This is a genomic window from Acidithiobacillus sp. TH-A67 (assembly GCF_057473545.1).
Window position 1 is genome coordinate 1 of record NZ_JBYCKU010000041.1, and the last position, 12,247, is coordinate 12,247.

Here is a 12,247-nt window from a genome sequence, read left to right on the forward strand (position 1 = left end):
CCCTGGAGGCCGATCATGAGTTCCTGATGAAAGGTGGGGTCTTTACCCCGGAATGGCTGGAAGGCTACCTGGAAGTGAAGTGGGCCGAGGTCCAGGCCCTGCGCGTCACTACCCATCCAGTCGAATACCAGATGTATTACAGCCTCTGATTTGCGTTTCAACCTCCGTCGTCATTGGCCCGGGTTCGCCCGGGCTTTTTTATGAACGGGGTTATTCCATACCGAGAGACCGCATCTTGCGGGCGATGGTGTTGCGGCCCCAACCCAAACGCTCGGCTGCTAACTGCTTGTGGCCATGGCTAGCATCCAACGCCGCCTGCAGGAGTACCCGCTCAAAATCCGGCAATAACGCGTCGAGTACGGCGTTGTCGCCGTCCTGCAGGCGCGCCGCAGCTTCTTGGTGCAGCAAACTGCGCCAATCTCCGGAAACCGGCATTTCTCCGGCATCAGACGTAGCGGAGTTGGACTCCCCGCTATCGCCCTGCCCGCGCCCGCTTTCCGCCAGCAACAATTCCGGTGGCAAATCGCTCAGTTCCACCCGTTGGCTGGGGGCCATCACAGTGATCCAGCGGCAGCTGTTTTCGAGCTGACGCACATTGCCCGGCCAAGACCAGGCGGCCATTCGCGCCTCTGCCTCTGGGCTGAATGTCTTGCCTTCCACCCCCAGACTTTCCGCCGCCCGATGCAAAAAGTAACGCGCCAGACGCGGAATGTCAGAGCGACGCTCACGCAGCGGCGGGATGTGAATGGAGATGACGTTGAGACGATGATAGAGGTCTTCGCGGAAACTACCATCGCGCACCTTCGCCTGCAGATCCTGATGGGTTGCAGCGAGAATGCGGACATCGGCGCGGATGGGTGCATGCCCACCAACCCGATAGTAGGTACCGTCGGAAAGCACTCGCAACAAACGGGTCTGCAAGGCAGCGGGCATATCGCCAATCTCGTCCAAAAACAGGGTGCCACCCGCCGCCTGTTCAAAACGGCCTTTCCGTGCCTGCACTGCCCCGGTAAATGCGCCTTTTTCATGGCCAAAGAGCTCGGACTCGAGCAGTTCGGCAGGTATTGCTGCCGTATTGATGGCGACGAAGGGGCCATCCACTCGGGGGCTGTGCCGGTGCAGGGCCCGGGCTACGAGTTCCTTGCCCGACCCAGATTCGCCCAGTATCAGTACATTGATGCTGGAGCGGGAGAGGCGCCCAATGGCGCGGTAGACCTCTTGCATCGCCGGCGACTCGCCAATGATTTCCGTGTCCCGGCGGTCGAAGCCCAATTCCTCTTGGGCCGCCTGCTGGCCTTCCACCGTGAGGGCACGTCGCACCAATGACACGGCATCATCGATGTCAAACGGCTTGGCCAGATACTCGAAAGCGCCCCCCTGAAAGGCTGCCACCGCGTTTTCCAGATCGGAGTGGGCAGTAATGATGATGACCGGCAAATGCGGGTGACGCTGCTGGATTTCCCGCAAAAATCCCAATCCGTCCAGGCCCGGCATGCGCAGGTCGCTGACCACCGCCCCCGGACGCTCCCGCCCCATGGCACGTAGCGCGAGGTCGGCATCGGCAAAACTGCGGACGGGAATCTCGGCCTTCTGCAGGGCCTTCTCCAGGACCCAGCGAATGGAAGGGTCATCATCGATCACCCACACAGCAGAATTCATGACAATCTCCCATCAGGCAGCGGCAGGCGCACGGAAAATACGGTATCTCCGGGTTGCGAACGACAATGGACCATCCCCCCGTGGCTGCGCACGAGGTTCTGTACAATGGCCAGGCCCATACCCATACCCTCCGCGCGACTGGTCACCAAGGGTAAAAAAATGCGCGGCATCAGCTCTTCCGGAATTCCCGGTCCGTCATCGCTGATATCCACCCGCAATACGAGACGATAGAGACGCTGTTGCAAATTCATAAAGCGCTCGACCCGCGTGCGGATCAGGATCGTCCCCTGTCCGGCCAATGCCTGGCGGGCATTGCGCAGGAGATTCAGAAACACCTGCACCAGTTGTTCGGGATCCGCCTCAAATTCCGGTATGGAGAGATCATAATCGAAACGCAAGGCGACACCAGTTGGTAAATTGACTTGCAACAAGCGGCGTACATGCTCGAGAACTTCATGGATGTTGACCATACGCCTTTGCGGCTGGGTTTTGTCCCCGCGCAGCCGGTCGACCAGACGCCGCAGGCGATCCACTTCATGCAGGATGATATGGGTATATTCTTGCAGCTCGGGGGAAGGCAGTTCGCGCTCCAGGAGCTGTGCCGCACCCCGCAATCCGCCCAACGGATTCTTGATTTCATGGGCCAGACCAGCGAGCATTTCTTGCGCCGCCTCGAAGACCTTGTCCTGCATCTCCTCTTCCGCCCGGCGCAGGGACGCCTCGACCGGCCGCAGCTCCAGCACCCAAGAGCTGCCCGTGCTGAACCCACTACACAGAAGGTCGACGACCGCGCGACTACCGTCGGCCACGCGCAGCGGTACGGCATGGCGACTTACCACCGTAGCCCCTCGCCGTGCGTCGCGCAAAATGCTTTTTAGACTTTCCCCTTCTGCGGTCGCGCAAAACGACTCCAGGGCTTTGCCTCGACTAACACTGGCACTCACCCGCAGTAAATTCTCTGCGCTGGAGTTGAGGTACTCGACCTCGTCCTCTGCGGACAGCAGCAATACGGCGGCGTCGAGACCATCCAAGATGGCCAGCGGTTCTGGGACTACCGCCTTCTTCTTCGAACGTTTGATCGGAATCACATGAATGTCCCATGTTGTCTTTGCCGAGATAGTGCAAAGCCTATGCCAATGGAATTGTCCTTTTCTGCACGGCGCCGTGGCAGCATCGCACCAGTATAGTGCAAAGCGGAAGCATAAGGCAGGCTTCCGAGCCGTCGCACCATAAAAAAGGCGGCCGGGGCCGCCGAGACATTCGAGGAGGAGTGACCATGACTATGATCACCCTGTATCTAGCATTAAGCGTGCCAAGTCTCGGCGCATTGCTTGCTTGGTCTGCAGGTGTCCTTGCATGGAGGTCCGGGCTATGAATCGCTTTGAACAGTTCCACGAGTCACAGCGGGAGCTTCGCATGCTCATGGTTGGCGCAGTGGAAAGCATTGCCAGTGCCCATTTGTTTCGCCAGTCGGTCGCCGAACGAAGGCGAACTCTGGCGCAGGTCATGCGCAGCCATGGGTTCCTCGACCTTCTCTATCTGCTTGATGCAAAGGGCGTTCAGCTCGGAGACAATGTCGTCTGTCGGCGGCTGCCCAGTGCCCGGGGTGGCGACGGCGTCGACCGCAGCCATCGTCCCTACTTCCGATTAGCGCGCAACGCCAGCGCTCCAATCGTTACAGAACCCTATCTTTCTTTGGCCACCAGCCGCTTCTGCGTCACTGTTGCCATCCCCATCTATCGCGATACGGGCGAGTTGTTGGGCATGTTGGTAGGGGACAGCGAACTCGATCGTGCACTCTCACTATTACAGGAAGACGATACCCGACGCAGCTTCGAGCCCTTTTTCAAGGCGTTTTACGCACTCTTTTCGTGCGGCTTGCTACTCGTGAGTGCATCGTTGGGCATCCATGGCTTCATCGCACTCCGCGGCCTGTGGCACTGGCAAAATCCCTTGAGCGATTTCACTGCACCGTTTCAGGCCACCATCCTCTTCACCCTGGCGCTGGCCGTCTTTGACCTCGCCAAGACCATACTCGAAGAAGAAGTACTGTTACGCAAAGATGTACGCCGTCACAGCAGCACCCGTCGTACCCTGACGCGCTTTATAGCTGCCATTGCCATCGCAGTTTCCATCGAGGGACTGATGCTGGTCTTTAAGTTTGCCCTCGATCACCCCGAGCAGCTCTGGTTGGCTGTTCTGCTGTTGCTCGCTACCGCCCTCCTGCTCGCCGCCCTGGGCGTCTATGTCTATCTCGGCGCCAGAGCGGAGGGGATCATTCTGGAACAACGTCGTCAACATTTTGCCGCAGGGCGACTGCCCAATAGTGCCGAGGAAGACACAGAACTATCACCCAAGCCGTGAGCAGCAGATCGGCTTAGCGGCGGCGCAAATCGAGGGTACAGGGGTAGTCGGGATTGGGAGATTCGGCTGGCGGTTGTAGCGGGTCCAGCGGATTGCCATGGGGATAAAACTCCCGCAGGCCGCCACGCTCCGGCGGTGGCTGTAGAGGACCCTGGGTGAAGCCCAGCGGCTCGAAGCGCACGATCCGGCGACCTTCGGCCTCGTAGGCGTTGACCGGCAAGCGTTCATAGTTGCGCCCGCCAGGGTGCGAGACCCGGTAGGTGCAACCGCCAATGGCGCGACCATTCCAGGTATCGATCAAGTCGAAAACCAGGGGCACATCAATGGGAAGCTCGGGGTGCAATGCCGAAACCGGCTGCCAGGCACGGTAACGCACGCCAGCTACCGCCTCGCCTTGGGTACCGGTGGCGCGCAGCGGCAAGCGGCGCCCGTTGCAGACCAGCACATAGCGCTCCGTTGCCATCCCCGTCACCCGCACCTGCAGACGCTCCACCGAGGCATCGACAAAGCGCGCCGTGCCCTGCCCCGTCGCCTCTTCGCCCAGCACTGGCCAGGGCTCCAGGGCCATCCGCAGCTCGATTTCCACATCGCGAATACGCACCCGGCCCAATACCGGAAAGCGGAATTCGAGAAAAGGTGCAAACCACTCCAGGGCCATGGGATAGGAGGATTCCTGCAACTCCGCGCAGACCTCGCGCAGGTCTTCCCACAGGTAGTGGGGGAGCATCCAGCGATCGTAGAGGCTGGTACCCCAGCGCTGCAGGCTGCCCCGATAAGGGGTTTGCCAGAAGCGCGCTACCAGCGCCCGTACCAGGAGACTCTGCAAAAGCGCCATGCGGGGATGCGGTGGCATCTCAAAGGCACGAAGTTCCAGCAGTCCCAGACGCCCACTGGCGGAATCCGGCGAATATAACTTATCGATGCAAAACTCGGCGCGGTGGGTATTGCCGGTGAGATCCACAAGAAAATTACGCAGCAATCGATCCACCCGCCAGGGCGCCGAACTCTCGCCCTGCGGCAGTTGCGCCAGGGCAATCTCCAGTTCGTAGAGGGCGGTGTCACGCCCTTCATCCACGCGCGGTGCCTGCGAGGTAGGGCCGATGAAGAGGCCGCTGAAGAAATAGGACAGGGTCGGATGATTCTGCCAGTAGCGCAGCATGGAACCGAGGAGATCGGGGCGGCGGAGGAAGGGGCTGTCTTCCGGCCAGGCGGCGCCCAGGGTCATGTGATTACCGCCACCGGTGCCGGTGTGCCGGCCGTCGAGCATGAATTTTTCCGCGCCCAAACGGCACAGCCGGGCCTCGGCATACAGGCGCTCGGTCTTGTTCCGCAGTTCCTCCCAACTCGCGGAGGGATGGATATTGACCTCGATGACCCCCGGATCCGGGGTCACGGCAAAACTGCGCAAACGTGCATCCTTGGGCGGCGGATATCCCTCGATACGCACGGGGACGCCGAGCTCAACCGCCGTACCTTCGATCGCAGCGATGAGATCGAGGTAGTGTTCCAGCACTCCCAAGGGCGGCAAAAAGACATTCAGCGCGCCCTCGCGCCATTCGATGGCCAAGGCCGTATGCGGCACCTCCACCCAGACTTTGTTGGGCAAGTGCAGATCAGCAGGCGGCGGCTGCGCTGCTTGCCGCTGCGTCCAGGTGGAATAGCGGGCCTCCACCTCTCCATGAATATCGGCGGATAACGGCGGTCCCTCGGCAAAGGGATCGGGTTCGGGCTGAATTTCCTGCTCGGCAGCCCAAGGCAACCCGGACAACGGCAAGCGCAAGCCCAAGGGAGAGTTTCCCGGCAGCAGGAACAACGTGCCCCGGCGGAATTCCCAGGGAGCACTGTGCCAGCAGCCCCTACGCCAATCCCAGGCAAGCGGCAGCACAAAACCTGTAGGCGTCCGCAGGCCCCGCGACAGGGCAATGGCCAATTCGCTGCGCGCGGCGGGATCGTCCAATCCTTCTACCTGTAACCAGTCGACATCATTGGGCTGCTGCGCCTCACGCCAGAGCTGGTAGAGAGGGTCTTCATAGGCTGGACTCAGGCAGTCCGCCGCCAGTCCCAGCCGCTGGACAAGCAGCCTCGCAAAGCGTTCGGCATCCGCCGGCGCGACAAGCAACGTCGCTCCCGGCTGCCACTGCAACTGCGTCTGTCGCCAGATTGGCACCCCATCGTTACGCCAATAACAGCTCAATGCCCAACGCGGCAACGGCTCACCGGGATACCACTTGCCCTGCCCGGTATGAAAGAGGGCGCCGGGGGCAAACTGGGTAGCCAGGCGCCGCAACAACTGCTCCGCCCGTTCGCGTTTGTCGCGCCCGAGAGCAGCGGTATTCCACTCTGCCGCATCCATATCATCCACCGCCACGAAGGTGGGCTCCCCGCCCTGGGTCAGGCGCACGTCCAAGCGCTGTAAATCGACGTCCACCTTATTCCCCAAGGCATTGATATCCGCCCAGGTCGGTTCATCGTAAGGCAGGGTGACGCGCGGATCCTCATGGATACGACGTAGCTCATTGCGAAACGAAAATTCCACTTCGCAGGGATCAATGGCACCACTGATGGGCGCGGCATCGCCCGGCTTGGGGGTACAGGCCAAGGGGATGTGCCCTTCTCCGGCAAAAAGGCCGGAGGTGGGATCAAGCCCAACCCAACCCGCGCCCGGCAGATAGACTTCGGCCCAGGCATGCAGGTCGGTAAAGTCGGCGCTCGGCCCCGCCGGCCCCTCGATGGGCTTTTCGTCGGTAACCAGCTGCACCAGATACCCCGACACAAAGCGCGCGGCAAGACCAAGATGCCGCAGAATCTGTACCAAGAGCCAGGCACTGTCGCGACAGGAGCCCGAGGCCAGACGCAGGGTCTCGTCGCAGCCCTGTACCCCGGGTTCCATGCGGATTCGGTAGCCGATATCGCGCTGCAGGCGCTGATTCAGGTCGACCAAAAAATTGACCGTCGGCTGCGGTGTACGGGACACTTCTGCCAACCATTCCTGTAGCAAGGGCCCGGTGCTCTCGCATTCCAGATACGGACGCAGGGAGCCCAGGGTCTCGGCGTCATAGGAGAATGGGTATTGCTCTGCCGTCTCCTCCAGGAAGAAATCGAAGGGATTGATGGCGATCATTTCGGCAATGAGCTCCACCGCTACCTGGAAGTGTCGCGCTGGCTCAGGAAAGGTCAGGCGGGCCAGATAATTGCCAAAGGGATCTTGCTGCCAGTGCAGAAAATGAGGCTTGGGTTCGATCTGGAGGGAGTAGGCAAGAATGGGGGTCCGACAGTGCGGCGCCGGACGCAGACGGACGATGTGCGGGGCCATACCCACCCGACGGTCGAAATGGTACTCGGTGACGTGCGACAGAGCTACCTGTATGGCCATGGTGATCCTCGTCAGGCTTGCAGTGCGATGCGTTGCAACGAGGGGTGCGGATAGGGATCGTTCTTTTCGCGCGCGCGGAAATAGGCATTCTCGATAGTGTGATGCAACATGCTCAGATCTTTTTGCACCTGATCGAGATACTCATGCAAAACCGCCGGCGTCAGCTCCTTGAGCTGCAGTTGATCGAGGCGCCGGCGGGTACGGCGCAAGGCCTCGGCGGGAATACCGGCATTGGGGAGATAGGCCAGCGCCAGTTCCATATCCGCAAGGCAACTGCGCACACTGCGTGGGCATTTGCTGTCACGCAAGAGGAACTCGACCGCGCGGGCCGAACGCACCTGCACCCCAACATACTGCCGATACATCTCCAGCGCACTCATGGCGCGCAACACGCCCACCCAAAGACTTTGGTAGACCGTCCGGCGCACGCCCTGATCCTCCGGGGGGATCACCGCACTGACGACATCGACAATGCGCGATCCCATATCGGCGCGCTCGATGTTGCGGCCCAGCTTGATGAACTGATACGCCGAATTCTGACTCATGCTGCCGACCAGCAGTCCCACCAGGGCATGGCGCCGGGCAATGACATTTTCGAGAAAGTCGAGGCGTGCCCGCCGGTCTTCGGCGATATTTTCCTTCTCCAATCCATCCTGCACATAGAGGAAGAGCGAATTGATCCGCTCCCAGAACTCTCCGGGCAAAAGATCGCGAAAGGTACGACAATTCTCCCGCGCCTGATGCACGCAGGACAGCAGGGAGCTGGGATTGCGACTGTCGGCAATCAAAAACCGCATGATCGCCTTTTCGGTAGGCTGGCCGTAATGCTGTTGAAAGCGCTGCGCTTCGCCGGTGATTTGCAGGAGGATATCCCAGCCAAAGCGAGTGCCGAGAGGTAAATCGAGCAGCAGCAGGGTGGCGGAATTGATGAAGCGCCCCAGGTCTTCGGCCCGCTCCAGGTAACGGGCCATCCAGTACAAGTTTTCAGCGACACGCGAGAGCATCAGGCATCCTCCTCGACAATCCAGGTATCCTTGCTGCCGCCCCCTTGGGAGCTGTTCACCACCAGGGAGCCGGCATTCATCGCCACGCGGGTCAGCCCCCCGGTCGTCACGTAACTGTCCTTCGCCTGCAAGATGAAGGGGCGCAGGTCCAGGTGGCGCGGTTCCAGATGATCGCCAATTAGAGTTGGCGCGGTGGACAACGACAGAGTGGGTTGGGCAATGTAATTGCGTGGGTCTTCGCGGATGCGTTCGGCAAAACGCTGCCGTTCTTCCACAGAAGCGCGCGGGCCAATGAGCATACCATAACCACCCGACTCATTGGCGGGCTTGACCACCAGTTCATCGAGATGCGCGAGCACATACTCCCGATCTGCCTCGCGCATGCACAGATAAGTCGGGACATTAGGCAGTATCGGCTCTTCTTTCAGATAATAGCGAATGAACTCCGGCACAAAAGCATAGACCACCTTGTCATCGGCAACGCCGGTACCAGGGGCGTTGGCGATCGCCACGGTACCCCGCTTCCAGGCGCGCATCAGTCCGGAAAGGCCAATGACGGAGTCCTCACGAAACACCTCGGGGTCGAGAAAGTCATCATCCACTCGACGGTAGATCACGTCCACCTGCAGCAGTCCCGAAATGGTGCGCAAGAATACCCGATCCTCGCTGTCGACCAGGAAATCCTTCCCTTCAGCCAGATAGGCGCCCATTTGTTGGGCAAGGTAGCTGTGCTCAAAATAGGCGGAGTTGTAGATTCCGGGTGTCAGCACTGCGATCACCGGCTTGTCGCTGGGCCGCGGGCTGAGATCGGCAAGCATGCTCGCCAACTGCGCCGGGTAATCGTCTACGGGCAGGATCGAACACATCGCGAAGATTTCCGGAAAAAGCCGTTTCATGATCGCGCGGTTTTCGAGCATATAAGAGACCCCCGAGGGCACGCGCAGGTTGTCTTCCAGCACATATACCGTGCCATCCGCATCACGCACCAGGTCCGAGCCACAGATATTGGCCCAGGCGCCAAAGCGCGGGTGCACGCCACGGCAGGCAGCGCGGAAATTCCGCGAGCCTTCGAGCACTTCGCGCGGGAAAACGTTGTCGTCGAGCACCCGTTGCTCGTTGTAGATGTCGTCGATGAAGTGGTTGAGGGCCTTGAGCCTCTGCCGCAGACCGGCTTCGATCTGGCGCCATTGGCGCGCCGGCAGGGTGCGCGGCACAATGTCGAAGGGCCAGGAGCGATCGATGTTGCCCGCCTCGCTGTAGACGGTGAAGGTGATACCCATGGCACGAATCGCCGTGTCCGCAGTCTCCTGGCGTTGCCGCAGCGCCTCGGGGCCCAGTTTTTCAAAATGCTGGAGCAGCGCCCTCGCTACTGGACGCGGTTTTCCCGCCGCGGTCAACAGCTCATCGTAAGTGCTTCCTTCTGGATACGCATACAGAATCTTTTGCATTGCCTGACTCCCTTGCGGGCCTTGCTCCGTCGTGGGGATACCATCTTGCGATATCCCTCAGCGGTGACTAGCAAGGGGCGTGCCGCTTACTTTCACCATCTTTTGACCTGCGCGCCTATGCGAATGTGCAAAAATGGTGCAATTACACCGCCACGATCGACGACATTGCACTACGATGATGCAGCGCCCTCCCACGGGAAACGCGGCAATTCCTCCAATGCGCGCGCCAGACCGGCACTCCAGCCATCGGCAATGGCCTTATAAAAAGGATCATCGTCGAGCAAGCTCAAGCACTCTCCGCGTTGCAGACTGTCCGTCCGATAGATCCCCAATTCGATCGGCGGACCAACGGTCAGATTGCTGCGAATGGTGGAATTCATGGACACCAGGGCACAACGGGCCGCTGCTTCGAGGGACAGAGCGGGTTGCACCACGCGGTCGAGGATCGGCTTACCATACTTGATCTCGCCAATCTGCAAGAAAGGATGGTCGGCCGACTCGTGGATATAATTGCCCTGAGGATAAATCAGATAGATGCCGGGAGCTTCGCCGGCAATCTGCCCCCCCAGAATAAAGCTCGCCTCGAAGACCGTATTGGCGGTATCGCGCCCAGCCTGCACCCGCTGCACATCGGCGCTGAGCCAACCCACGTAGTCGGCAGCAGCGGCCAAACTGGGTACCGTCCAGAGGCTCTGTGCCGAAGGGGTTTCGAGATCCTGCCGCAACCGCTGCACCACCACTTGGGTAGTGGCCAGATTCCCGGACGAGAGCAGACTGAAGAAGCGTTGCCCAGGCAGCACAAACTCGTGCATCTTGGAGTAAGTATTGACATGATCCGTGCCAGCGTTGGTCCGGGAATCGGAGCAAAATACCAACCCAGCTTCGACATGGATGGCCAAACAATAGGTCATCAAGCAATCCTCTTTGTCATGCAATCTTACGAGCCTGATTCTGGCGTAGTTGGCGCCGCTAGGGAAGCCCACAAAGAAAAGAGCGCGGAGTCTTTACTCTCCGCGCCCGAGGGGTGGGACAAGCCCTAGAACAGGAAGCCAGTTTCGAGCATGCCACGCATCTGACTCTGGTTTAAGCCACTCATTCCGAAGATACCGGTATCTGCAGGCATGGTGGCTGCTACGTAGGCCAGTTCACCGCGCGCAAAGAATCCGCCCTTCTGATAGGTGGGCGTCACGGTGAGCGACCAGGCATGGGATCCGGGGCCGAAGCCAGTGAGATTGGCAGCGCCGTCGGTCACACTGCCCGAGTTGCTGATGTATTCCACCCGACCTGCCAGAGAAACCGAATCGGTGAAGCTGTAGTCCGCAAGTACTGCGGCGCCGAGGGTGTTGGTGGTTTTCGCACCAGCTCCAAGCGCCTGAACGGCAGTGCCAGGCACCTGCGAGTACTGCACATAACTGGTCAGAGCCAAGTGCTCACCGGTGTAGGTATATCCCAGATCGTAGATCTGTTGATTATTTTGCAATGGTGCCGTCGCCAATGATGCATACGTATAGTACGTGTGGCCCAGGTTACCATCTGCCTGCACGAACACACTGTTTTTACTGTTGATAGCATAGCTGATGAGCCCACTCAACCAATTAAAACGATTGGAATAAAAACCATCGTTCCAAGACAGAGCCGCAGTAACCGGCCCATTACTATAGTTCAATTGTACACCCTTGACGATGGCATTTTCTTGTCCCCACAATAATCCCCGTTGAATATTCCAGTTCTGATAACTGAAGGTATATTCATCACCGGTCAGCGTATACAACTTGCCGATCTGTACATTAAAATGTTCCGTGGGTGCGATTTCGAGATAGGCAATCGGTAGAGCACCATAGCTGCCCTGCACATAGCTTCCGGTAGAGGCGAAGGGCGCAGCAAGGGTCAAAATATTATAGGCCCCGGCCTGTACCATAAACTGAAACAGACCACTGGTCTTGGAAATCATCACCATCCCATTGCTGATATCCGCCGATGCGGTCTTGTTGGCCGGTGTACCGGATCCGGCAAAGGCATTGTCCTGCCACATGCCATAAGCGCTCGCCACCCCTTGCGCGTTGAGCGTTCCCAATGGCCCTGCATCAAAGTGCAAGGGAGCGGGCAGGCTCAGCGGTGCTGCCTGGACTTCCTCGCCAGCCAGGATACCACCTAGCGCCAACGCAATAGAGGAAAGGGATTTTCTTACTGAAGAATTCTTGCTGTTCATTGTATACGCTCCAAATACGAGTTTGAGATACTGCGAGAAAGTCTGAGCAGAAATCATGCCCGATAATTCTGATGGAATTTGGCAGTTACCATAGATTATTTGCACTTTTTTAGGGCAGAAGGGCCCAGGTGCGCACTATTTTGAGCAATGGCCTCGCGATTGCTGCCGAGGCCATGCCCAAAGCTGCCTA

General features: G+C 59.3%; 9 protein-coding genes. 2 read left to right on the forward strand and 7 right to left on the reverse strand.

What is annotated here, in order from left to right; all coding sequences use genetic code 11:
* Positions 1 to 2 precede the first annotated feature (2 nt).
* Entirely contained in the window at positions 3 to 149 is a 147-nt protein-coding gene (locus tag AC2VNM_RS06550; RefSeq protein ID WP_486913052.1) for a hypothetical protein, read from the forward strand.
* Positions 150 to 210: 61 nt separating this feature from the next.
* Here the strand turns inward: AC2VNM_RS06550 and ntrC are convergent, their stop codons facing one another.
* The gene (ntrC, locus tag AC2VNM_RS06555; RefSeq protein WP_483166791.1) at positions 211 to 1,659 is read right to left on the reverse strand and encodes a nitrogen regulation protein NR(I); all 1,449 of its coding nucleotides are present in this window, start codon (positions 1,657 to 1,659) and stop codon (positions 211 to 213) included.
* Complete coding sequence (gene glnL, locus AC2VNM_RS06560; protein WP_486913047.1) at positions 1,656 to 2,747, reverse strand: nitrogen regulation protein NR(II); 1,092 nt, start codon at positions 2,745 to 2,747, stop codon at positions 1,656 to 1,658. The genes ntrC and glnL overlap by 4 nt, the downstream gene beginning before the upstream one ends.
* A gap of 283 nt (positions 2,748 to 3,030) precedes the next feature.
* Here glnL and AC2VNM_RS06565 point away from each other — a divergent pair, with 283 nt between their 5' ends.
* The gene (locus AC2VNM_RS06565; protein WP_483166793.1) at positions 3,031 to 4,023 is read left to right on the forward strand and encodes a PDC sensor domain-containing protein; all 993 of its coding nucleotides are present in this window, start codon (positions 3,031 to 3,033) and stop codon (positions 4,021 to 4,023) included.
* A gap of 13 nt (positions 4,024 to 4,036) precedes the next feature.
* Here AC2VNM_RS06565 and AC2VNM_RS06570 read toward each other — a convergent pair whose 3' ends face one another.
* From AC2VNM_RS06570 to AC2VNM_RS06590, 5 genes are all read right to left on the reverse strand, one after another.
* Positions 4,037 to 7,396 (reverse strand): transglutaminase family protein, encoded by a 3,360-nt coding sequence (locus AC2VNM_RS06570; protein ID WP_483190125.1) that lies wholly within the window; start codon positions 7,394 to 7,396, stop codon positions 4,037 to 4,039.
* 11 nt (positions 7,397 to 7,407) lie between these two features.
* On the reverse strand, positions 7,408 to 8,400 hold the full coding sequence (locus AC2VNM_RS06575; protein ID WP_483166795.1) for an alpha-E domain-containing protein: 993 nt from the start codon (positions 8,398 to 8,400) through the stop codon (positions 7,408 to 7,410).
* Entirely contained in the window at positions 8,400 to 9,848 is a 1,449-nt protein-coding gene (locus tag AC2VNM_RS06580) for a circularly permuted type 2 ATP-grasp protein (protein ID WP_483190127.1), read from the reverse strand. Before AC2VNM_RS06580 ends, AC2VNM_RS06575 begins: the two co-directional genes overlap by 1 nt.
* Positions 9,849 to 10,018: 170 nt before the next feature.
* Complete coding sequence (locus tag AC2VNM_RS06585) at positions 10,019 to 10,759, reverse strand: proteasome-type protease (protein ID WP_483190128.1); 741 nt, start codon at positions 10,757 to 10,759, stop codon at positions 10,019 to 10,021.
* 125 nt (positions 10,760 to 10,884) lie between these two features.
* The gene (locus tag AC2VNM_RS06590; RefSeq protein ID WP_483190129.1) at positions 10,885 to 12,057 is read right to left on the reverse strand and encodes an outer membrane beta-barrel protein; all 1,173 of its coding nucleotides are present in this window, start codon (positions 12,055 to 12,057) and stop codon (positions 10,885 to 10,887) included.
* Between the last annotated feature and the right edge of the window lie 190 nt (positions 12,058 to 12,247).

What these genes read in the sequence shown, in the direction of transcription:
- ntrC (WP_483166791.1), bottom strand. Translation starts at nt 1,659, where the DNA reads ATGAATTCTGCTGTGTGGGTGATCGATGATGACCCTTCCATTCGCTGG.
- AC2VNM_RS06565 (WP_483166793.1), top strand. Translation starts at nt 3,031, where the DNA reads ATGAATCGCTTTGAACAGTTCCACGAGTCACAGCGGGAGCTTCGCATG.
- AC2VNM_RS06570 (WP_483190125.1), bottom strand. Translation starts at nt 7,396, where the DNA reads ATGGCCATACAGGTAGCTCTGTCGCACGTCACCGAGTACCATTTCGAC.
- AC2VNM_RS06575 (WP_483166795.1), bottom strand. Translation starts at nt 8,400, where the DNA reads ATGCTCTCGCGTGTCGCTGAAAACTTGTACTGGATGGCCCGTTACCTG.
- AC2VNM_RS06580 (WP_483190127.1), bottom strand. Translation starts at nt 9,848, where the DNA reads ATGCAAAAGATTCTGTATGCGTATCCAGAAGGAAGCACTTACGATGAG.
- AC2VNM_RS06585 (WP_483190128.1), bottom strand. Translation starts at nt 10,759, where the DNA reads ATGACCTATTGTTTGGCCATCCATGTCGAAGCTGGGTTGGTATTTTGC.
- AC2VNM_RS06590 (WP_483190129.1), bottom strand. Translation starts at nt 12,057, where the DNA reads ATGAACAGCAAGAATTCTTCAGTAAGAAAATCCCTTTCCTCTATTGCG.